Annotated in this window: 21 protein-coding genes; 11 read left to right on the top strand and 10 right to left on the bottom strand. The window is 42.1% G+C overall.

Features of this window, described 5'->3' with window-relative positions:
• Window positions 1-11: 11 nt before the first annotated feature.
• Window positions 12-827, bottom strand: a complete 816-nt coding sequence (locus GL182_RS10060; RefSeq protein ID WP_163379521.1) for a 2,3,4,5-tetrahydropyridine-2,6-dicarboxylate N-succinyltransferase — start codon at window positions 825-827, stop codon at window positions 12-14.
• A gap of 38 nt (window positions 828-865) precedes the next feature.
• On the opposite strand from GL182_RS10060, the gene GL182_RS10055 reads away from it, so the two are divergent.
• The 9 genes from GL182_RS10055 to GL182_RS10015 all read left to right on the top strand — a co-directional run bounded on the left by GL182_RS10055 (window position 866) and on the right by GL182_RS10015 (window position 7,413).
• Window positions 866-1,987 carry a glycosyltransferase family 4 protein gene (locus GL182_RS10055; RefSeq protein ID WP_163379520.1) on the top strand — a complete coding sequence of 374 codons (1,122 nt, stop codon included), beginning with the start codon at window positions 866-868 and terminating at the stop codon, window positions 1,985-1,987.
• 252 nt (window positions 1,988-2,239) lie between these two features.
• A complete protein-coding gene (locus GL182_RS10050) occupies window positions 2,240-2,911 on the top strand; it encodes a metal-dependent transcriptional regulator (protein ID WP_163379519.1) in 672 nt (223 codons plus the stop codon).
• A 101-nt stretch (window positions 2,912-3,012) separates the two neighbouring features.
• Window positions 3,013-3,465 (top strand): thioredoxin family protein, encoded by a 453-nt coding sequence (locus GL182_RS10045; RefSeq protein WP_163379518.1) that lies wholly within the window; start codon window positions 3,013-3,015, stop codon window positions 3,463-3,465.
• Window positions 3,466-4,848, top strand: a complete 1,383-nt coding sequence (gene mnmE / locus GL182_RS10040) for a tRNA uridine-5-carboxymethylaminomethyl(34) synthesis GTPase MnmE (RefSeq protein WP_163379517.1) — start codon at window positions 3,466-3,468, stop codon at window positions 4,846-4,848.
• Between the two features lie 76 nt (window positions 4,849-4,924).
• The gene (locus GL182_RS10035; protein WP_163379516.1) at window positions 4,925-5,392 is read left to right on the top strand and encodes a hypothetical protein; all 468 of its coding nucleotides are present in this window, start codon (window positions 4,925-4,927) and stop codon (window positions 5,390-5,392) included.
• 297 nt (window positions 5,393-5,689) lie between these two features.
• Entirely contained in the window at window positions 5,690-5,992 is a 303-nt protein-coding gene (locus GL182_RS10030; protein WP_163379515.1) for a virulence factor, read from the top strand.
• 109 nt (window positions 5,993-6,101) lie between these two features.
• Window positions 6,102-6,443: a HigA family addiction module antitoxin gene (locus GL182_RS10025; RefSeq protein WP_163379514.1), complete on the top strand. Its 342-nt coding sequence runs from the start codon at window positions 6,102-6,104 to the stop codon at window positions 6,441-6,443.
• Window positions 6,444-6,814: 371 nt separating this feature from the next.
• Entirely contained in the window at window positions 6,815-6,994 is a 180-nt protein-coding gene (locus GL182_RS10020) for a hypothetical protein (RefSeq protein ID WP_205603623.1), read from the top strand.
• A 170-nt stretch (window positions 6,995-7,164) separates the two neighbouring features.
• A complete protein-coding gene (locus GL182_RS10015) occupies window positions 7,165-7,413 on the top strand; it encodes a prevent-host-death protein (RefSeq protein WP_163379513.1) in 249 nt (82 codons plus the stop codon).
• Between the two features lie 368 nt (window positions 7,414-7,781).
• Here GL182_RS10015 and GL182_RS10010 read toward each other — a convergent pair whose 3' ends face one another.
• The 7 genes from GL182_RS10010 to GL182_RS09980 all read right to left on the bottom strand — a co-directional run bounded on the left by GL182_RS10010 (window position 7,782) and on the right by GL182_RS09980 (window position 18,859).
• On the bottom strand, window positions 7,782-8,102 hold the full coding sequence (locus tag GL182_RS10010) for a SulP family inorganic anion transporter (protein ID WP_262889329.1): 321 nt from the start codon (window positions 8,100-8,102) through the stop codon (window positions 7,782-7,784).
• 121 nt (window positions 8,103-8,223) lie between these two features.
• Entirely contained in the window at window positions 8,224-10,101 is a 1,878-nt protein-coding gene (locus tag GL182_RS10005; RefSeq protein WP_163379512.1) for a proton-conducting transporter membrane subunit, read from the bottom strand.
• 3 nt (window positions 10,102-10,104) lie between these two features.
• Window positions 10,105-12,594: a YbcC family protein gene (locus tag GL182_RS10000; protein ID WP_163379511.1), complete on the bottom strand. Its 2,490-nt coding sequence runs from the start codon at window positions 12,592-12,594 to the stop codon at window positions 10,105-10,107.
• Between the two features lie 785 nt (window positions 12,595-13,379).
• The gene (locus GL182_RS09995) at window positions 13,380-14,621 is read right to left on the bottom strand and encodes a dipeptidase (RefSeq protein WP_163379510.1); all 1,242 of its coding nucleotides are present in this window, start codon (window positions 14,619-14,621) and stop codon (window positions 13,380-13,382) included.
• Window positions 14,622-14,640: 19 nt separating this feature from the next.
• The gene (locus GL182_RS09990) at window positions 14,641-16,008 is read right to left on the bottom strand and encodes a hypothetical protein (protein ID WP_240469764.1); all 1,368 of its coding nucleotides are present in this window, start codon (window positions 16,006-16,008) and stop codon (window positions 14,641-14,643) included.
• 324 nt (window positions 16,009-16,332) lie between these two features.
• On the bottom strand, window positions 16,333-17,241 hold the full coding sequence (locus GL182_RS09985) for an SAM-dependent methyltransferase (protein ID WP_163379509.1): 909 nt from the start codon (window positions 17,239-17,241) through the stop codon (window positions 16,333-16,335).
• 487 nt (window positions 17,242-17,728) lie between these two features.
• A complete protein-coding gene (locus tag GL182_RS09980) occupies window positions 17,729-18,859 on the bottom strand; it encodes a TlpA disulfide reductase family protein (protein WP_240469763.1) in 1,131 nt (376 codons plus the stop codon).
• Between the two features lie 519 nt (window positions 18,860-19,378).
• On the opposite strand from GL182_RS09980, the gene GL182_RS09975 reads away from it, so the two are divergent.
• A complete protein-coding gene (locus GL182_RS09975) occupies window positions 19,379-20,059 on the top strand; it encodes an aspartate/glutamate racemase family protein (RefSeq protein WP_163379508.1) in 681 nt (226 codons plus the stop codon).
• A gap of 147 nt (window positions 20,060-20,206) precedes the next feature.
• On the opposite strand, the gene GL182_RS09970 is transcribed toward GL182_RS09975, so the two are convergent.
• Window positions 20,207-20,425, bottom strand: coding sequence for a hypothetical protein (locus GL182_RS09970; RefSeq protein WP_205603622.1), 219 nt, complete (start codon window positions 20,423-20,425; stop codon window positions 20,207-20,209).
• A gap of 13 nt (window positions 20,426-20,438) precedes the next feature.
• Between GL182_RS09970 and GL182_RS09965 the strand changes: the two genes are divergently transcribed.
• Window positions 20,439-21,329, top strand: coding sequence for a glycoside hydrolase family 16 protein (locus tag GL182_RS09965; RefSeq protein WP_163379506.1), 891 nt, complete (start codon window positions 20,439-20,441; stop codon window positions 21,327-21,329).
• Window positions 21,330-21,657: 328 nt separating this feature from the next.
• On the opposite strand, the gene GL182_RS09960 is transcribed toward GL182_RS09965, so the two are convergent.
• Window positions 21,658-22,326 (bottom strand): hypothetical protein, encoded by a 669-nt coding sequence (locus GL182_RS09960; RefSeq protein ID WP_163379505.1) that lies wholly within the window; start codon window positions 22,324-22,326, stop codon window positions 21,658-21,660.
• Window positions 22,327-22,540 lie beyond the last annotated feature (214 nt).

Here is a 22,540-nt window from a genome sequence, read left to right as displayed (position 1 = left end):
TTGAATTTAGTTTATACAGCTACACTATTTTCTCGAAGGGCTTCGTTTAGGGAAGTCTTTAAATCAGTGGAAGCTTTTCTTTGGCCAATAATCAGTGCGCATGGCACCATGAACTCTCCAGCGCTAAAGTTTTTCTTAAGGGATCCAGGTATAACCACCGCTCTTTCAGGAACATATCCTTTGTATTCTTTCGGCTCATCTCCGGTTACGTCTATGATTTTAGAACTTGCTGTAAGCGTTACACCTGCACCGATTACCGCTTCCTTCGCTATCCTTACTCCTTCTACAATGATCGCTCTGGATCCAATAAAGGCACCTTCTTCAATGATTACGGGTGCCGCCTGAATTGGTTCCAAAACTCCTCCTATGCCCACACCGCCACTAAGGTGTACATTTTTCCCGATCTGCGCACAGGAGCCTACAGTAGCCCAGGTGTCGACCATGGTACCAGAGTCAACATAAGCGCCGATGTTTACATAAGAAGGCATCATGACTACACCCCTAGCAAGAAATGCGCCATATCTTGCCACTGCATGAGGAACTACCCGGACACCCTGCTTGGCATAATTGGTTTTTAATGCCATTTTATCATGAAACTCGAAGGGGCCGACTTCTATCGTCCTCATTTTCTGAATCGGAAAATAGAGAATCACAGCCTTTTTCACCCAATCATTTACTTTCCATGAGCCGTCATTGAGAGGTTCTGCAACCCTCAAAGAACCATTATCCAAATCTGCAATAACTGTTTTGATGGCAATCTGGACATCCTTTTCGTTTAACAAATCCCTGTTGTCCCAGGCTTTTTCTATGATGTGCTGTAATTCCATAAAATTTTAAATATTAGCTTTGTTTGAATGAATACCGAATGATGAGAAAAAAAATCCCTATAGTCCTGGCTTCCATCCTTAAACCTGTGAATGATTCCAGGATGTTGTTTAAGCTGGGATTTTCATTGCGTGAAACAAATAAATACCACCTTAACATCATAGGTTTTTCTTCAAAAAAAAAGTGCAAAGTCAAAAATATTCAATTTATTGATATTTTTTCCAAAAACAGGACCCATCCGTCCCGGGTACTGGTACCATTCAGGTTTATCTTTCACCTTTTCAGAATCAAACCCAGGGTGGTGGTGGTAGGTACCTTTGAGCTATTACCTGCTGCCGTATTGGGAAAATGGATGTTGTCCTACAAGCTGCTTTACGATGTACAGGAAAATTACCTGTGGAACCTGCAATACAATCAAACCCAATCCGGTTTAAAGAAAGTGCTGGGAAAGATACTGGTCTATTTTTTCGAAAGATTCAGCCGCCCTTTTATTGACCATTTTATTTTTGCTGAGAGGTGCTTTACAGCCGAAATGCCTGCCAATAAAAACCATACGGTCATAGAAAATAAAGCCTGCATGCCTGAAAATCTTTTACCTCCTTTTACATTGGGACAGAGCCAGGCTCCACAATTCTTACTGACAGGTACGATTAGCAGGGTTTATGGAGTTTCCACTGCCATCAATTGGTTTATTTGCCTCAGGGATGTCCTACCCGAGGCCAGGCTACATGTTATAGGGCATTGTCCCCTGCCCTCCTATGCGGCCGAACTCCAGGCAAAGGTGTCCATGCACCCGGGAATAAATCTCCAGCTTTCCCCGGACCCATTGCCCCATTCCCACGTACTCAGCCAAATCCGATTGGCTGATGTTTTATTGCTCCCTTACAGGCAGCTTCCCAGTATTAAGGATAAAATACCAACCAAGCTTTATGAAGGCATCGCCCATCAAAAACCCATACTCATCTCTGAAAATAAAGTTTGGGAAGAAATGCTGCAAAAATATCCTGCCGGAATAGGGATCGATTTTAAGGATACTACCAGGATTAAAACCAACTGGGAAAAATTCTCCCGGATGGAGTTTTATCAGGTGGCCCCTGGTAATGAAGTAAGCTGGGAAGCGGAGAAAAAATCTTTTCAGCAACTGATTGAAAGATTTCTTTAAGCATCACATCGGGTAAATTGTACTTTTCTTATATCCCAAATCCCGACAATATTTTCCCAAATTTACATTCGTAGATATTTTAAATAGCTATAAATCAGTTCATTATACTTTTTTTAGATTAGGCTAAAATTAAATTAATACTCACCTTAATTTTTCAAAACATTACCAACCCACTTGTCCACATTTGATTTAGTCTCAAATTAAAATTTTTTTTAGACCAATCTAAATTCTATTTTTGCCAAAAAACGGCCCATGAAAAAACTATCTCCCGCAGAAGAAAATTATCTCAAAGCGATTTACCATTTACTGGAAGAAGGACTGGAAAAGGTATCCACCAATGAGATTGCCTCCCTGATCCAAACCAGTGCCGCCTCTGTGAGTGACATGTTAAAAAAGTTGGCTGAGAAAGAATTGATCCACTACAAAAAATACCAGGGAGTCAGCCTGACTGAATTGGGTGACAAGACTGCCTTACACATCATTCGGAGAAACCGGCTCTGGGAGGTTTTTTTGGTAGAAAAATTAAAGTTTAGCTGGGATGAAATTGACACCATTGCGGAGGAGTTAGAGCATGTCAATGCTCCCCTACTCGTCCGCAGACTGGATGAGTATTTGGGCTTTCCAAAATTTGATCCTCATGGAGACCCCATTCCCGATGAATTTGGAGAGTTGAGCAGCAAACCCAGGATTGCTCTGGGAGACGTACCTGCTGGTCAATCCGGCAAAATAGTGGCTGTCAACAACAGCAGTGCCGCCTTTCTAAAATACCTGGACAAGGTAGGCGTTTATATAGGTGCGAAAGTAGCCGTCCTGGATAGAATAGAGTTTGATGGCTCCCTGGAATTGTTAATAGATGGCCAAAAGAAAGTTTTTGTTTCCAAGGAGGTTTCGGCCAACATTCAGGTGATGTTACATCCCTCCTGAGTTTGCGGAACCTATGGCATGCAATTTTGGTTTTAAGTCAATATTTACCTGAAAAAAGAGGAACGTAATTTTTTATATTTGTCAAATAAATCAGTAGAAACATGAAAAAATCATTGGGGATTGTGGTGTTGGGCTTGATGATTACATTCAGTCTGAAAGCGCAAGAGGAGGCCATTACCTGGTATAGTTTTGAGGAGGTCATTGATAAGGTAGAAGAGCAGCCTAAAATGATTCTGGTCGACGTCTATACGGATTGGTGTGGATGGTGCAAAAAAATGGACAAAGAAACCTTTACCGATAAGGAAGTGATCAGCTATGTGAACCAAAATTTTTATGCGGTCAAATTAAATGCTGAAGACGGAAAGCGAAAATTTGATTTTCGGGGCAAGGAATATTCGGAGGAAGAAATGGCACGGGCCATGCGGGTGCGTTCTTACCCCAATTTTGTTATCATGGATGCGGCCATGGAAAACATCACCCAGTTGCCCGGATACCGGGAGGCCACCCCTTTTGTAGAGGCATTGGTTGCCCTGCTCGAAAATTTCAAACAATAAATGGTACATGCTATCAGCCAAAAAGAGGACACCATTGTTGCGCTGGCTACCCCTCAGGGTGTAGGCGCCATTGCAGTGATCCGGCTATCGGGACCACAAGCCATCGGGTTGGTAAACAAAGTTTTTTACGGCAAGGATCTGGAAAAGCAGCCGGGCCATACCATTCACTTTGGCACCTTGCGGGATGGGTCAAAGGTCATAGATGAGGTTTTGGTTTCACTTTTTATAGCCCCTAAATCGTTTACAAAAGAGGATGTGGTAGAAATTAGCACGCATGGCTCTTCCTATATAGTCAATCAGGTCATCAAGCTGATGATCCGCCAAGGCGCCAGGCCTGCCCGACCCGGGGAATTTACCCAAAGGGCTTTTCTCAATGGTCAGTTTGACCTGGCCCAGGCAGAAGCAGTGGCAGACCTGATCCACTCCGATTCGGAAGCTTCCCATCAGGCAGCCATGAACCAGATGCGCGGTGGTTTTTCGGGAGAAATTGCCGGGCTACGTACCCAGTTGATCCATTTTGCCTCCATGATTGAACTGGAACTGGATTTCACAGAGGAGGATGTGGAGTTTGCCAGCAGGGATGACTTGCGGGTATTGGTTGAGAAGCTACTGCGGGTAGTGGAAAACCTGATCAGCAGCTTTGACCTGGGCAATGTGATCAAAAACGGGGTGCCCACGGTCATTGCAGGGAAACCCAATGCCGGAAAGTCCACCCTGCTCAATGCCCTGCTCAATGAAGAAAAAGCCATAGTTTCGGAGATAGCTGGCACCACCCGGGACTTTATAGAAGATGAAATCAATATAGGCGGGGTCATTTTTCGGTTCATAGATACTGCAGGCTTGCGGGAAACCAACGATACCATCGAGGCCATGGGCGTAAGCCGTACCAAGGAAAAAATGAAATCCGCCTCCCTGATTCTGTACCTTTTCGATCTCGGCGATACCGATATGGTAGAAATCAACCGGGACGTCAACCTTTTGGAAAACCTGGGGGTTCCCTTCCTTAAAGTAGCCAATAAGATGGACAAGGGTAAAGAGCAGTTAACCAATGAATTAAATAAGGTGTTCCCTGACACCATTTTCATTTCTGCTGGCAAAAAAGAGAACCTGGATCTTTTGAGAAAAAGGATATTGGAGCTGGTAAACTTGGACAAGTTCAAAACCGGGAATACCATCGTTACGAATATCCGGCATTACGATTCCCTGACACGGACAAGGGAGTCCTTGCTGGATGTGCTGAATGGTCTGGATCAGGAGGTCACCAATGATTTTCTGGCTATGGATATCCGCCGCTCCCTGCACTATCTGGGCGAAATCACCGGGGAGATTACAACGGATGATTTGCTGGCGAATATATTTAGTAAGTTTTGTATCGGAAAGTAACCTTTGAGGTTTTCAAAACCTCAAAGGTTTCACCGTGAAAATCAGTGATTGATCCTCGATTTTAAAAATATCTAAAATGACCGTCGAAGAATTAGCTCAATACCTTTCCTCCAAAAAACCCGGATTCCAAACCCAAAATGGCCTGTCCATCTACTTAATTGACGGTGGGATTTCTTTCTCCTACGATTTTGAAATGAATGAATTAGATTTTTCCTTTCGTCTATTTTCCGAAGAGGAAAGTCTTGGCGATTTTATTGAGGGATTTAGGATCCAGCGTATCAAAGATTTTGAAGCATTGGGTTACAACAATAGTTGGATCCGATACCTCAACCGGGAAGCCGATATGGAGGTTTGCCAGATGGAATTCGAGGAGGGCCCGCTATGTTTTCGATTACACAAAATGAAAACCCTGGTATTCTCTGCCTCCTTACATTTCTATGATGAAGTGTATGAACAACTGACCTTACCGGAAGATTTTATTTCTTATTTTTCCAAAAATAAATCAAAGATTGCTACCGCTATGGCAAATCGGTATCGATTTTAGGGAAAATTACTCTCAGCCTGGTGCTTAAACCCAAAAAAGGTGCTTACACCGGTAAGATCAGAAAGGTCGCAGAAATGTTGGACTTACTTGTTGAAATGCTTATTTAAGCTTATAAAATGGACGGTCAGCAAGAATCAGGTAAACAGTAAAATAAGCATTATTATTTTCCTACATGATGTCAGTTCATCATCACACTTGATATTCGTAAATTGCTATATTTGGAAATACCTATGCTCCATGATGTGCGAAAGATGTTGGATTGGAGGAATTCGAGTAAAATTTTAAGGAGAAACTTTTATGGAAAATCAAATCGAAATCTACCGAGGGAGCGATGGCCAAACTCAAATTGAGGTTCGTTTTGAAGGCGACACCTTTTGGTTGCCATTGCAGCAAATATCAGAATTGTTTGAAAGAGATAAATCTATAGTTTCCAGGCATATCAAAAACATTTACAAAGAAGGTGAACTGGTCAGGGAAGCAACTGTTGCAAAAAATGCAACAGTTCAAAAGGAAGGGAAAAGAAAGGTGGAAAAGGTGAAGAAATTGGTAATTAGTGTTCTTAACCGGAATAGATTGTTCAGCAAAATAGAGGACATCTAAAATATCTGAACAAAATTGCCAAATAAGTTTCGGACTACATTACAAAAGTTTACTTTTTTAGTAAACTTATTTTTTTATCTTGGCGTTTAAAATGAAATATCAAAACATTATGAGTAGTGACAGCATATTAGCCAACGATCTTGTTCCGGGGTTAGCCAGTCATCCCGGCAGGCTTTTGAAAGATGAACTAGATGCCAGGGAAATGAAGCAAATTGACTTGGCCAAAGAATTGGGAATTGCCAAAAACGTAATGTCAGATATCATTAATGGCAAGCGAAACCTTACTCCTGAGCTGGCGGTCAGACTGGAAAATGCATTTGGCATCAAAGCAGAATTCTGGATGAAATACCAGGTGGCCTATGAGATTGACAAGATCCGGATTAAAAACAGAAAGGCGGTGGAGAAAGCCAAAATTTCTGAAAAAGCAAAGAAGCAACTGGCCTCAATTTGAGGTTTCCAGATAGGTTTTAAATTGTCGAAATGATGATCCACCATAGGGCCTAGTTATTGGAAGAGTCCAAAAATCGAGCTGGAATTGGATAATGGGACACCTTCTTATCTGGCAGGCTGACGACCTTACCGAAATATATCTGTGTGACCGGAGGTTTTTGGACATATGCAAACGAAAAAGTACCATATCTTCTCAGAAAATACTTTTGAGCGGATATCTGAAAATCGCAAGATGCTTCTCTTTGCTTCTCCTATTCTGAAGTGGTATAACACGCTAAGAAAGTATATATACGATTTATTGGCACCCATGCGGAACCTGCCGGCCGGACAGGCGGGTATGACAAAATATAGGACATTCAAAATACCTGAGCCATGATTAAGTCAGAAAAAGAATATACTGCCATAAAAAACAGAATTGAGGAATTACTTTCTGTTGCTGAAAACTTAGAAAATACAGAAGCTAAGGGCTACGAGGAACTGAATTTGCTTTCCGATTTGGTGGCGGATTATGAAGAAAAGCAGCACTCAATCCAGCCTCCTTCCCTTTCCTAAGCCCTAAAACTGCGAATGCATTACTATCTTTGTCAGGTTCTTCCCGGGAAATAAATAGTAATTCCCTCATTTCTTCCCTCACGTCCATCCTCGATTTCGACAAGGAAAAACCTGAACTTTTTTGCTTATATTTGCGTACCAAATAGGTACATTAAATAAACCAAAATATAATGATAATTATCAATTCAAGGGAGTTTAGAGATAATCAGAAAAAGTATTTCGAGCTGGCGTTAAAACAACAGGTCATCGTCCAGCAGGGTAGAAAACACGCCTTCGCTATCACCCCAATCAGTGAGGACGACCAATATTTTATGGATCCCAAGGTAAAATTGGAGATAATGGAAGGAATAGCCCAGCACAAAGCCGGAAAGACCACAAGGGTTGATCCCAAGGATTTTGACAAGCTTCTTGGTCTATGAGCATGGTTGACCTTTTCCATTCATAAGGTAGGCTTGCCCTACTCCAGATCGCATAAAAACGGCAACCCCACCCCTGCTATACTGGCCAATGCAGGTTGTGTCAAGGCAACCGCCTTTCTTTTATTTTTTACGAACTCGGATAGATGGGTTCAAGGAAACCGTTGAAAGATCTGTTTTTCAAACGAGCCTTCTTTACCAAGTAGGAACAGGTGAGGAATAGTAGAATGCTAAATCCGAATGTCTAATTACTAAAAGCCATTTTCTTCAGATTCCACCCTTCTGAAAAATCGGTCCCAAGCTAAATAGAAATGATATATTAAAAGATTAGGTGTTCAGTGGGTTTAATTTAAATCAAAAAGTTACTTTTGTTACAGGAGGGTTGTTTTTAGCACAATAGGAATGAATTTACCAGGCGAAAAACACGAGCCTGTTTTCGCCCCACTGTTGATGTTGGCAGAACTTCTTACGATTTCCGAAATCATGGCCAGCCCACCGATCATGCCTGCCAGCACATTGCCAAGACCTACACCAATCAGGTCCTTGTTCATATTGGACTTCCGCTTGAGGGGATCCAAACCATCTATAGCTTTTGTACTGAGCAGTGACTCCAGGCTTCCAACCAAAGCAAACATGAAAATGTATTTAATCGAGTTCATTGAAAATACCTGGGAAAAATCAGGTAAGGTCACGGCAGCAATTAGGTTGTCTGGTAAAGTATCCAGAAATCAGGTCAGATTTCCAATTTTTACGAAGTTCTGCCAATCTTGACATAGGAACTTCAACAGCAGACTTATGCATGTTGTATTTGGTTTAAGAAGATTTTAAAGCGGTAGCATGATAATTTTTGACATGAGGGCCTAGGAAAAGCCGCGCATAGATACGGATCAGGGCAATGCCGCCAAAGATATAACTGATGGCATCAAAAGAGGCCAACAGGTATTGATCCTGGTGAATATGACTGAATAATAAATCCACACCAACGAAAGTCGGACTTATAGGAAATCCCATCAAACCCAGGGAAGCAAGCAGAAATACCAAGGCAAGTTTCGGATATTCATACACATGGCCATAGTACTGGTTAAGGTCAAAATGGTTGGGTTCCTTTTTCCTAAGGTAATCCAAGGTCCAGAAACCAATGATACCTGCCACCACGACGCCACTGAGGTAAATCATCGTTTGACTGTAATCAAAATTTTCATTGAATGAAACGGCCAATGCAACCCAGAAATGATTGGCCATAACCAGCAATAAGGCCAGCCTGGGATAAATTCTCTCAGAAAAAGCCTTGAACACCATGAACAAACCCAAGAGACCAAATGAACCTGGCAAATAGTAAAGGATAGTATCCGGTACCCATTCTTTATTAAAATACAAGAATAAACCAAGTGCGTAAAGGGGCAGAAAAAACAGCAAAAGGTTTTTGGGTGTCAGGAAATCCAGTTTTCGCCCAAACCTTTTGATAGGATTGAAAAACATCCTATTGAGCAACCTGTCCAAATTCCATTCTTTTAGAGAAAGAATGTACATACTGTAGGCCAATCTTTTAGAGAATGTGTCCTCCAGACGGATTGTTTTGGGCTTGAAATGGTAAAACTTATCCCTTATCATGTAGGCCACCACAGAAGGGGAAACCAATAACTGGTAGGTCCTTAAAAATGCATTCCCGGCAAAATGTATCAATGCCAGTACCTGCAAGCCCAGGGCCACTTCAATAAACATAATTCCTATCTGTGCTATGGAAGCATAGGCGATTTGGGTTTTAATAGTGGACTGAACTCTTGCAATGGAATAGGCCATTACTGCTGTCACCAGACCAAGAAGCCCTATCAGTATTCTCGCCGTCAGCTGATGCTCCCAGAAAGGGAAAGTCCTCAGCAAGAGAAAAACACCAAAATGTACTGAAAGAGACCCATAGAAGATGGCTGAAGAGGGAGTAGGTCCTTCCATGGCCTTTGGAAGCCAGGAAGAAAAAGGAAATTGGGCGGACTTTGCCGCTGCCGCTATCCATAAACAGACGGCAATGAACAGTCCGATTCCCCCATGGGAACTCATTTGGTTGGAAACAAGATCCTTATCCAATAATTTGATGAAATTTATGTTTTCATGCCACATATGATGGCTTGCCCACATTGCGAGGATGATGCCAATATCCCCAATCCTGTAAATGGAGAAAACCTTTACCGCATTCCTAACCGGTAAATACCGGTCTCTGTAAAATGCGATCAATAAGAAAGAAGAAATCCCTAACATTTCCCAGCCCAAAAATAGGGTTTCGAAATTACCTGCCAATACGGTGAGATTATAGGCCAGGTAGAAGAAAAGTAAAGTGATGAAAAACCTTTTGTATCCTTCTTCTAAGTGCATATAAAACCTACTGTACCTTATGATCAAAAAAGAAATAAAGGCCCCCACCCAAAGAAAAACCGCTGAAACAGTATCAAAATAAAAACCAAGCAGAAATTGGTAATCACCTTTATTAAAAATTTCCAATGCCGGGATGTTAACGTGATTCATGCCATTAATTATCCAGTAAACGCTATAACCTGTGATGCCCAATAACTGTAAACTCAAGGCGCCAAAAGCCAATCTGGAAAAGGTTTTTTCCCTTCCCTCGGGAATTAGCAAGGAGATCAAAAAAGTCAACAAAGGAAGCAAAACGAATAAACTGATCATTATGTTATTTTCCATGTTTTATCCAATAAGGTATACAGGTAGATTTTCCGAAGTGGATTCCAGTACAGCATTGAGGTTTTTAACAGCCTCGATCGAATGGGTGAGTGGAATGTATTCAAAAAACTCACTTTCTTTAAAAACAAAAGCCTTTTTGCTTTCGGGATGGATACAAACCAGCTTTACCCAATCATTGGCAAACCATTCATAGGTTTGTTCATGGGTTTGGATGGTTTTCAATACGATGTCTGGATAATGTTCCACCGTGATCAATATTCTGAGAGGATCATGAATATTAACCATTTGCATGGGTAAGCCTGTTCTCAAGTCACCATCCATCCCATTGGCCACAGCGATCAGGCCCATCACATTGTGTGGCAACTTACTTCCGGCACCCAGCCTGTCGTTATCTACTTTCGAAAAATAATATTCCAAATTAATTCCACCACAAACCGGTGCCACTGCTTTAAGGATACCAAAGAGATATTTGCCCTCCAGATCAATGCTGTAATCATAAGAATTGAGGAATGCACGCTTGTCTAAAAACAAGTGACGGTTATTTTCCCTTTTTCCAATCAAACAAAGTGCATTAGTCGCATGATTCCATTCAGGTCTGGTTACAAAAAGCGACAAAGCCCTTTTCTTCACTTGTTCATGTACTTTCTTTGCATCCTGTCTGGAATCAATGGTATGAAACCTTCTTGATCTTTCCTTTGCATTATAATCCAGGGCTACTTCAAAAGTCTTCACATTTCTTTCGTGTAAAATCCTGATGGAATCCACGAGATCCTCTACATCGTAAAACTCCATTTCGTCCCGGGTGGTATCATGTAACCCTCCTACAAATACGGTGGTATCTGGGATTATAAGACCCCTTTTGGCTAAAACCTCCCTTACCTCAAGGTTGTTGCCGATGGTCGCGGCCACGCGGGCATTAACAGATCCGGCCCTTCCACTACAGGCGCCACAGTCATATCCGGCATAATGGGTATTATTTACCGAACTGGCACCATGACCAATGACATATACCAAATGGGCAAAATCCTGGACCAAACCGATGCTCCTCAAAAGTCCTTCCAAGGCATCGGCCATTTCCTCTATCGTGAAGCCAACCTGAAGTCCGTGATGTTTATTTTCCGGATTTTTGCTTACTATACTCAATTTACCTCTGGGGTCCATGTGCTTGAAAGAAGAAACCATGGCAGGGGTTGCTGAAGGGTAGAAAATATTTTTGGCCAATTTCAAAGCCGACCAGAAACCCATGGTCTGACTGATGGCCCAACCCCCAAATATACCCTTGGAATGTTTACTGAAATGGGCATCTTTTTCATGTCTTATTTTGGATTCGGTTTCTTTGATGACATGTGAAGGGGTGACAGGAGCGGGACAAACTTTGGTCATAAACTTGCCATGCTGGGGCTGAAAATAGAAGGGAAGGTTAAAGAAACCGGCAGTTCCAAAGGTCTGGGCATCCGGGGCAAAGTGTTCTACATGCCGCCTAATAGAACAAGACCTGTCATCAAGGCAGAACATGGCCTGAAAAGCTGCCTTTTTTTTGAAATCTTCTTCGTGGCTAAGTTGAAGTCCTTTGATGACCTGGTCGTAGTAAGACCACTCCAAAGCTTCCTGCCAAAGTTTATGAATTTCAAACCATTCGGAGTATTTTAGTTCTTCAAAAATTCCAAGATGGTCAGGCGGAATTAACGGCGCTAACGCTGCCCATCGATTACCCCTTCTCCTGTCCAAAGCATCGATTTCCAGAAGACACTCCAAAAATATCAGGTCATATAAACAAACCTTTCTTTTGTCCAGAAGGGTGCTTTCGTTATGCTCCAACACAGACACCATTCCAGACCAGCCCGGGTGGGAAAACTGCTGGTCGAACAGGTATTGGCCATAGAATTTTTCATTGCCTACCAAAAGATCAAGTAAATCCTCCAATTGGGTGCTCTTATCAAAGAGCAGCTCCCTGACCCGCTCACTCTTAATAAAAGTGCTGAAACTGTTTTTTTCTAATTTCCTGATACCTGCTAACAGCCCATTTGTTCCGGCAGGAAATTTCCAAATGGCAATACCCTGATCCAAATAAGCATTTAGCAATCGGAATAGGGTCTGATGGACCTCTTTATCCAAATTAAGGTTATAAGCTTGTCTCCACAGTTTTCTGATTTGGCCGATTTTGGGCTCGATCAACTCCTTTGGCGACTTGTGAAGCAAAAGGTTTGTCCAATGGGCCAGATCATCAGCTCCTTTATGTTCGGTAATTACCCGTTTCAGAATTTCTTCATTGATTTTCTTTTCATAGAAATATGCTCTGTACCTTTCAATGTTCCAATAAACCTTGTAACCAAAGGTTACTGATGCTTTATGCAAAGCTTCGTGAAAAGGTAAATGCTGGAATGCATGTAAGGTGTTGTGGTGCACAAAATCCTTTAGCGGGAATTGTGCAGGAAGATAGTGGCCCAATTTCTGGATGATATCATCCATGGCCGATGACACGCTATGCGCCATATTAAAGAAATTAAAAGTGGAAGAATAAAATATTTAAACTGGAAAAACCCGTATTCACACAGAATTTTATGCCAGGTCTAGCCGGAGTTTTTGGAAAAGTATATACAATGATACCTTACAATAAAAAATAAACTTAGATTTAATAATGCCCCTCGAAATAGCAGCAATTGAAGGAAATTGCGTCTCGAATGTTGTCGCATGGGTGCCCAGGGAATTTTTATGATAATTTTCTTCCTCTTTTTCTTCTACTTCTTCAAAGATAAAACCCGTAATTCTTCCAGAAGTCTTATGAGTCTCCGTTGCTGAAATTTTGGTTGGATGGATAGAAAAGCTCCTGTTATCCGGTACAAAATTGCTCAACTGGAAAAAAAGGAAGGTAGAGAAAATCACATAAAGCAACCCCAGCAAAATTCCGATTAAGGGAAATTTTCTGAAACCTGGCTGTATTGCTAAATTTTTGGACATTGATAAATGCGAATTTCCAAAGTTAGAGAAAACTGAATATTTATCGGCAATGTTCCATCTTTTTTCGAAATAAGTTATGTTTTAACAAATCATTATTTCAAGGTCATTTAAAATATGAGAGGTAATCAAATCCAGTTTTCCTGAGCTGATCTGCCTTCTTAAATGCTCTTTTAAAATTTCCCTTGTTAAGGGATCCAAACCCGCAGTACGTTCATCTAAAATCAAAATTGATGGATAAAAAAGAATTTGAACATGCCGGTTGATTATCTGCCTGGGTACGGTGCCAAAAAGCGACCATCATTTATCTTGATTTAGTGGAGTCATTTCCCTGTTACCTCCCGGATCACACGAAGCCAGTTTAAGCCAAGGATTTTTTTGATTCGCTGATCGCTATAACCGAGCCGCTGCATGGCCAGGGTAATCTGGGGAAAATCGCTGATATCCTGGATTTCCCGAGGCAACTCAGGACCGCCATCTAAATCGGAACCTATGGCAACATGGTCTTCTCCTACTAAATTCACCCCATAGTCAATCACTTTCGCCAACTGATCTACATGCATCCAATAGGGGTCCGGAATCGTTCCCTTGAAATTCAGTGGAACCTCTTTCATCAGTTCCTGATCCACTTCTTCAATGGTCTTCAATTCAGCACCCTGAACGGAAGCTGGGGTGGTTTCTTTAGTATCTGTCTGCCATTCCCAGTATTTTGGGTTGTTAAATAGGCTGCCAAAGTGAATCCCAATTACGCCACCTTTTGATGCCAGCGCTTTCGCTGCTTCGTCAGTAATACAGCGCGGATGAGGCACGATGCTGTAGAAACCTCCATGACTATAGATAATAGGATGCTTGCTCGCCTCGGCCGTTTGCAGGATCGCCTCATTGGATGCATGGGCAATATTGATGACCATTCCAAGACGATTCATTTCGGCAATGATTGTTTTTCCCAGCTCATTGATACCCCCCCATCGTCTGACATCATTGCAGGTATCTATAAAAGCATTGGTGGTATTGTGGGCGGTTAGCTGCATGGACCTAAGGCCTAATCGATATAGTGCACGTAATAGGTTGATATCTCCGTCCAGGTCAAAAGGGCCTTCTAAATCCAGAAATGCCGCAATCTTTCCTTTCTTGGTGATGCGTTCGATATCCGAAGCGGTAAGGGCAAGCTCGATCACCGCATGGTTCTTTTCGATTTGGTCCAGCGCCAGGTTTACCACGCGAAAGGTGTTTTTTGTCTCGAACCTTCCGGGATAATAGTGTTCAGGTGTATACACAGAAAAAAACATGGCGTCTACACCACCTTCTATAGCCCTTGGCAAATCGACGGTCCCATCGGTATAACGCTGTCCAATATCGGTACCAAACAGTAGCTCGCGGGTCATGACGTGCGTATGCCCGTCCATCACCAAGGCCTGGTGATGTAAATCATTTATTGGCTTGGTAGGGGGATCTGAGGGAAGACTCATTCCGGTGGCAGAAGCAGCTTTTAAGGTTTCTATTGGAAACATGCTTCCTGCAATGGGAAGAAGTGTTAAGTTTTTTATAAGGTCTCGGCGTTTCATGAGATTATCCAATTATCAATTATGAGTCAAAACCCCTAATATAGGGCCGGCTGGGTGGCCGCTCGCCTTTGTTAAATTGTGCACCCCGGGTAGATTGGTAGGTCATATCCATGTAGGGCGTCTCGATGCGACGTCCAATAGGCGTGAACCGACCATTTTCCCAGTTGGATTCCATGTAATGGTTTACAATTCCGGTGGAAAGCAGCAATCGCTCAGCAGGGAAGGGTTCTTTTTTGGTAACCATCATCTCGGTTATCCAATGCGGTTGGGCGTTCGATGCATGATACTGATCGAAGGGACCTGCCCAGCCCAGCATAGAGATGATCGTTGGGTCTTTTTGCCCTTCGATTTCGCCAGCGTAAGTCCAGCCAACACCCCGGCCAGAGAGTACAGCTGCTTTAGTTCCATCATTATACTCCACCAAACACAGGTTTGTCTGGGCATTCTGCTGAAAATGTCCAGACGGTAGTTCAAATTTTTTTGCGACTGATTCTATCAGCGTGCTTGCCCATGGATTGCGCTCCACCCAATTCCAAGTCTCGGGCCCCCTGATGGACTGTACCGATTTAACACCTGACTCCCCTCCCTTCCTGCGCTCTACAAAGGCTTGAAGTACGTCAATACAATGGAAAATGCCGCCTTCGTCTGCTGCTCCACCAAGAACGATCGAATGTTTTATGGGTGTATCGATATCGATCTCTATCTCAGGCTTACGGTAGTAGACGGGTATGGAGGAGCCGCCGGTCAAGGGGAAATCGAGCTCACGGGATTTGTCAAACATCCACTTGGCTTCATCCCAATTGTAAGAGAGGTGCTTGTCATTAAAGACCGGAACGGACCGCTTACTCTGCTCGAAAACCTGTATCACCTGGCTGTAGATCAGCCAGCGTGGTAAAAGCCAATGTCCCTTCAGGTCCTTTGGATAATCTCCATGTTCTCCCACAATGACCACACCATCCACTGCAAGTTCCTTCCCTCCCAGCGTCACGGCCTCCCCTACTGTTTTAAAGATCGGAATACCTTTGGCCTTTGCTACCTTCTGGCCCAGTTCACTTTGGTCATGTTGGTGCAGAAAGATAGAAGCTACCTCAACTCGTGATGGCGTGTGGGCACCCTGCCACCAATATCCGTCAATCAACTTGGTTACGATCCAATCTGCATGGGATCTGGTAGCACCCCAATAGCTGGCCAAAACGGCAATGCGGAGCCGTCGTTGTGGAGACTGCGCAGCAGCATTAAAACCGATTCCAGTAAAAGTGGCCAAGCCGGCTAAACTGCTTATTCCAAGCATTTCACGTCGTGTTAAGAAAGTGTTGCTTACTTTCTTTTCGGCAACTGTATTGAAACCGTGGTCCGTGGCTTTATCATTCGTAGGTCTTTTAGCCATATTGTTTGATGAATTACTGGTAAGAAATTAGTGGGTAAATCCTTCGCCTGGTACAAAACTATACAAATATTTAGCAATCGATTCTTACGCATTGGTCTTTTTCCTGATTATTGGTTTGAGATTAGGAATAAAATTGAATATTTAGGAGATCACCTTACGGGAATCCAAAACGAGCTGGAATGCAAAGGGTTTGGTGGTGGAATACGAGGAATTGCACCACCCTATCCAAGGTCTTACCCTCTCTCCTAAGCCATAGAAATCTGAATGCACGAAATAATTTAAAAGTACTTGCTCCATATTTGGGCGTAAGTAGTTCCAGAAAGATTAATCACTTACTTTTTCAAACACCAGGCGGTGATGGTCCCAAATTCCTCGTTCGAAAACAACCTTGATAGGTGCTACTTTAAGGTTGCTCAAGCGTTTACGCATCGATGGGTCGGTGAAAAGTTGAGGAACAAGCTGCAGGTAGGCCCAGTACTTCTTCCAGCCAAAAGATTTAAGTTTTTGACGCCATACTTTGATGGTTTCAATGTAATCCAGCCGGCCACTATGTTCAGTAACAAGCTTAAAATACGGAGCTGCATTTTTAATGATTTGCTCTTTTCCATACGGAATCCAGGAACCGGGAAATTCATTCATAATCAACGCTAGCAAATATTCATTAGAGTCCTTAGGTGCATGTATATCGGCACTGTCAATGTCTATCATGTCTTTACCAAAAACCATGGATTGGATAAAACATCGTTTGCCTACCGGTATGAGACTGCTGACAATTTTAAAAAAGTTTTTATAAACCTCATCTTGTTTACCCGCCCTGTACTCATCCACTGAACAAAAATGTTCAAACGCCCCAACTGAGGCTATTGCATCAAATTTTCCAAAGGTAGCGGGTCTTAGGTCGCGATAATTACAAATATGTACATCCAGGCCATTACGTCTACAAGCATTGTATTGCCCCTCCGAAAGTGTAATGCCAGTTCCTATTGCACCCAATTCTTTGATATAGCTTAAAAATGGCCCCCAGCCCGAACCGATATCCAGTACCCTATCGCCTGCTTTTATTTCCAGGTTTTCGGCAATAAACTTGTGTTTATTTTGCTGCGCCTCTTCCAGTGAAATTGAAAAATCCCCATCATACTTAGCCCCGGTAAAATCAGCAGTTTCCCCAACACTCCATCTCCATATCTTGTCCATTGTAGAATAGGTATAATCGATATCCTGCTTGCTAGCCATAATTAATGATGTTTTGGTGGGTAAATATTTTTTATCTAAGCCATTGATGTTTAATTTGATAATTCATGTTTGGAGTCTATTGGTTAACCAAATTGTAAATTTATCACCTTGGGACTGTTTCCTCAAACAAGGTTTTTTTGTCTACACCATTTAAAATCATGTAATTCCCTGTTTCCAAGAAGTAGTATGAACGGCTTACCATTTTATCGGTCACATGAGGTGATCCGGATGCTGGAAAGGTTTTCAATGGACAAGGCTTTTTTTACTACTAAGTCCATTCCTATCACATTTACTTTTAAAGATAGTGATTAATTATAAAAAATAATCTAACCAATAGCATATTCCCAGACACCTATTTTTCCTTGAATTTCACTGTTTAATTCTGAAGTGCATTTCTACCGCAAATAGTTTACCTAATCAATTGATATAAATAATATTAATTGGCTATAAGGATAGCCTTATACCCTCTGTAAAAACTTACCTGGAATTATAAATTGCGCTCTAAAAACCGTTGCAGTGCTGGTCCGCGCAGGTTTTTTTCAATTATTTTTCCTTCCGGGTCAATCATAAAGGATGCTGGAATAGCCGTAATGTTATACAAGCGGCCTGCTTCGCTATCCCACATTTTGAGGTCCGATAGCTGCGTCCATACCAGTTTGTCATCTTTGATGGCCTTAAGCCAGGCATCCCGATCTTTATCCAGGGATAGTCCTACCACGGTAAACCCTTTATCTTTAAATTTATGATATTGGGAAACGATATTAGGGTTCTCTTCGCGGCATGGCGCACACCAGGCGGCCCAAAAATCCAAAAGAACGTACTGGCCCCTGAAGTCGGAAAGCTTGACTTCTTTGCCTTCCGGTGTCAAGGAGCTAAAGTCGGGTGCTTGCTGACCGATACTTAATGGTTTTATCTCTTCAATATGTGAGGCAAAGGATTGCACATCTTGATTGTTTGGAAACTTTTCCCGGAATTCTTCCATGTGTTTAATGATTGCTTCCTCATGTGCTGTCGGGTCAACGGAATACAAAGTCATTATTCCATAAAAACCGGCCAGATTATTTTTGTTCTCCAAAAAAAACTGCAACACCTTCTCTGATAACTCGCTGACATACTTTTCATTCTTGGCCATCAAATCATTCTGTATCGATAACATCGTTTCGCCGCTGTCTATCCGCTTTTCAAAATCACCATGTAATTTAACCTGTTGTTTATCAAATTTTTGACGAATCGCATCTAGCTCTTGTAGTTTAGCCGATGTTTCCGAACCCTTTACCGTGTAATGGTCAGGGTTGGACAGGTCAGCGTTGAATTCGACTTTTTTTCCATTTTTTAGTACCAGCATAAATGATCGCTCTCCAACCAAAAAGGTATATAAAGCCTCATCAGGCGCACTTCCTTCGAAATAAAATCCGCCATTACTTTCTAATTCGATAGAATGGGTAGCCGTCTCTCCTTCTAGCAGCTGGACTGTTTCAAGTTCACCTGCATTTTCTATACGTCCGGTCAAAATAAATTTATTTTGAACTACAGCATTAGCTCTTTCCTTGTCTTGGGCATTGCATGACATGAGTAAGATCAGGATAAAAGCTTTTATTAGAATTATTTCTGCTTTCATTGTATTAATAGTTAATGGTGGCTGATTAATCTTTTACACTCAACGTTTTTAAGCCACAATTTAGAAAGGAACATAATTTTCTATATCCAGATCAAAGGATATCGGCAGTACTAATATTTTACCCTTATTATCTGATAACACAATAATGGTTCCATAAAAAACAGTCGCCTGCATACCATTCCATTTTCGTCCGAATATTGACTTCCTCTTTTCACTAAATGACAACCTATTTCTTTTTCAAAATACCCTCAAAACGGTCTATCAAAATCTGAAGCTTCATACAACCATACTCCTTCGGTAATCCTATTTTTGATTTTTCGGCTGCTTTGTCAAAAACTTCTATTGCCAGGTCATTTTACAAATTATCCTTGGATAGTTGCGCATGTTTCTCTTTATAAAAACGAAGTGCAAGATCCTGTCGCGCTCCCTCCCATGGGTCGCTGATCCATGAAATTTTTTAAATGGAAGGAAAAGGAAAGTCTTTTTCTTACTTTGTGATGGAATCAGATCAGGTTACAAATGAAAAAAATAGGTTTAATCGGTGGCACTTCATGGCATGCTACCATTGTTTACTATCGTCTTATTAATGAGTTGGTGGGAGAAAGGATCGGTACGCAGGGAAATCCCGAACTGCTTATATACAGCTTGAATATAGAACTGATGCGAGCCCAGGATAAAGAAAAAATCAATGCCAAATACCTGGAAATTGCCCAAACCCTGGAAGCGGCAGGTGCAAAAGCCCTGGTCATCTGTGCCAATACGCCGCATATGGTGTACGATTTCGTACAGCCGCAAGTAGGCATACCAATATTGCACATCGCTGATGCCGTGGGGAAAGAGGCAAAGGAAAAAAAGCTACAGACACTGGGTCTCCTGGGTAACAGGCCCACCATGACCGGTGATTTCATTCCTTCTCGTTTAGCAAAGAAATTTAGCATACAGACAGTCATCCCAGACGAACGCTACATCGCACAAAATCATTGGTATGTCTCCAATGAATTGACGCAGGGCATTTTCAGGGACGAGGCAAAAACGTTTTTTCTGGAACAAATGCACTTGCTCCAGAAAAAAGGCGCAGAAGGCATAATTCTCGGATGTACCGAACTCCCAATCCTTATGGATGAAACAGATTTTGCGCTACCCCTCCTGGCTACTACGACGCTCCATGCCCGAATGGCTGCCGATTTTATATTGAATTGAGTTTAGCAGAGCTATTGTTTACCCGGACCGAAATCCGAAGAGGAGGATTACCCTGTTTTACATTAAAACCCAGTAGGTGCTATCTGTGAATGGACGGAAAAGAAGAAGACCTGTTTCCTGCCAATGGTAGGCATACTGTTGTCAGACTCATGCTAAACCGATAAAGAGTACCTGCTGCTGATATGATGAAAAAGCAACCAGAGATGTTGGGCTTTCCTCTTGAAGTGATAATTCAACCTTAGAGAAAATACGGTAAACAAGAAACAACCAAATGATAAAGCCATATTTTTTACAAAATCCAAACCTAAACGGCCTTGCAACTATGCCTTGCAATCCATATTTTTTGTAGATTTGGTTCTCCTCCAAACAGTAGCGGTCTATGTATAAGCGCATTTTATCGGCCATGGTCTATTTCATTCCCTTTATAGCCATTTCCCAAACCGGGAAGTTTCACGAAGCCTTTGTCGAAGATTTTTCCGATACTACTTCAGCGTATTTCAGATATGGCTCCACCGGAAACAAGGCGCCATTTAAATACAAGCTGGGGGTGAATTCCCCTTCAGAGGAGGGCACTAAAATCCTTTCCTTTAAGATAGATCCTACAGATAGTGCCGGTGCGGGTCGCGGGCCAGAAATTATCTCCAGGCACTTCACCCATTATGGCTCTTATGCTGCCAGGCTGAAAGTTCCGAAGACAAGTCATATACAACCCAATGTTGGGGCTGTGGTGGGATATTTCACTTATCATATGGATAGTATTCCAGGACTGAGTGAAATTGACTTCGAATGGTTACTCGCAGACCCTACCGTTATTTATATGGGTACTTGGACGGGTCATTCAGGAGAGCTTAAAAGAGTTGGCAGGATCATCAATCTGGCTGAAGGAACTATCTATAGTACGGTCTACAGAGAAGATCACAATGACCTGAGGGTCCCCTTGGCCGATTTGCAAAATCAGCCCGACACCATTGAGGCCATTGCAGACTATGATGCCTCGGCACGATTTTACACCTATGGTTTCGACTGGTATCCGGACCGCATCCAATGGTGGATGCTTCACCCTGAAAACGGTGAAAAAATTGTATTGTGGGATTATCAGGGATCAGAAAAGGGAATTCCCCAACACCGTACGCGTTACCGCATGAATTTTTGGCATACCAACAATTGGTCGGTGGAAACCAATCCGCTTTCCATTGAAAAACCATTGCAGCCCTACGAGTTGGAGGTGGATTGGATGTCTTATGAGCCATTTAAAAAGGATTCGAAATAAATGGGATTACTTTACACGATCAAGCATATCCATTTCTACATTAACTTATAAAAAATCCATACTTCTACCCTTCACATTTTAGGAAACCCCTCGGATATCGACTATGAAAGTAACCAGGATATTTTTGGACAGATCATAACGCAGGTGCCCATTCTTGTGGCCAATAGGCAGGTAAAATTAGCCCACTATACCACCATCATTCAGATCCACCAGCTACCACGCCCAATCCAACTAAACCAGCCATTAAAGTTACCAAGCCTACCCCTTTACCTCTAACGATGGAGTATCCCGACATCTCTTCCCTTGGCGCCAGGATTTGGTTAAATTGTTATTGGGTTAGTTCTCGGACTTTAAAGAATGAAGCCAGGTAAAAATTTTGATTAATGACTTCTGTCTTTACCGGCTGGTTATCGGTATCGAGCATAGAATAATTAAGGTAACTTTTTAGAGTTATGGGGGTACTCTCACGATCGTAAAAGGCCATTTTAGCCTTTAGTTCCTTGTTAAAGAGAGAATTATAAGACCAGTTGCCTTCAAGGTCTTCTCCCATAATATTTCTAGTTTCTGCACGAATATCTGCAAACTCATTTTCTACAAAAGCCTGGGGTGGAATATAAAGCGTATTGGTTTTTTCGGAAATCTCACCGTCAAAACCGCTTATTGTGCCCGTTCCCAAATTGGATATACTTCCATAAATGGTTGCCTTACCGTCAATAAAACCAATCGTGTTACCATTGATAGTCAAGGCAGATTTGGTCAGATCGACCAAAATCGGCTTATCCGCATAATTCTCTATACGTATCAATATCCTTCCATTTTGACTATTGAAAGCATGTGAAATACCGACCGTACCATTTTCTTCAGTGTAATCCCTACCGTCAATGGTACCATCGGGTCGCTCCTCATTTTGCCAGGAGGCCAAATAGTGCGTAGTACAACTCAACAAAATGGGAAGAATAAATACAATCAATAAAAACTTCTTAAAAATATTGGCCATGGATTTTATAGTATAGATTTACCCCTATTTATACGAAAAAGAAATATTAAGTTGTGGAACCAACTGTTTTTATTCGTTATAATAGAGAATGATGTTGACCTTTGGATTTCCCCAAACCAGAAGGTCTTTTCCCAGGACTGTCACGAAAAAAACCATCGAGGTCCCAAAGACCTCAACGGTTAGGACTATTGACCTTTGGGGTTTTCCCAACCCA

Source organism: Cyclobacterium sp. SYSU L10401 (genome assembly GCF_010993705.1).
In the GTDB taxonomy this organism is placed as follows: domain Bacteria; phylum Bacteroidota; class Bacteroidia; order Cytophagales; family Cyclobacteriaceae; genus Cyclobacterium.
The sequence above is the reverse complement of the archived record's forward strand: the minus strand, read 5'-3'. Positions and strand labels throughout refer to the sequence as shown.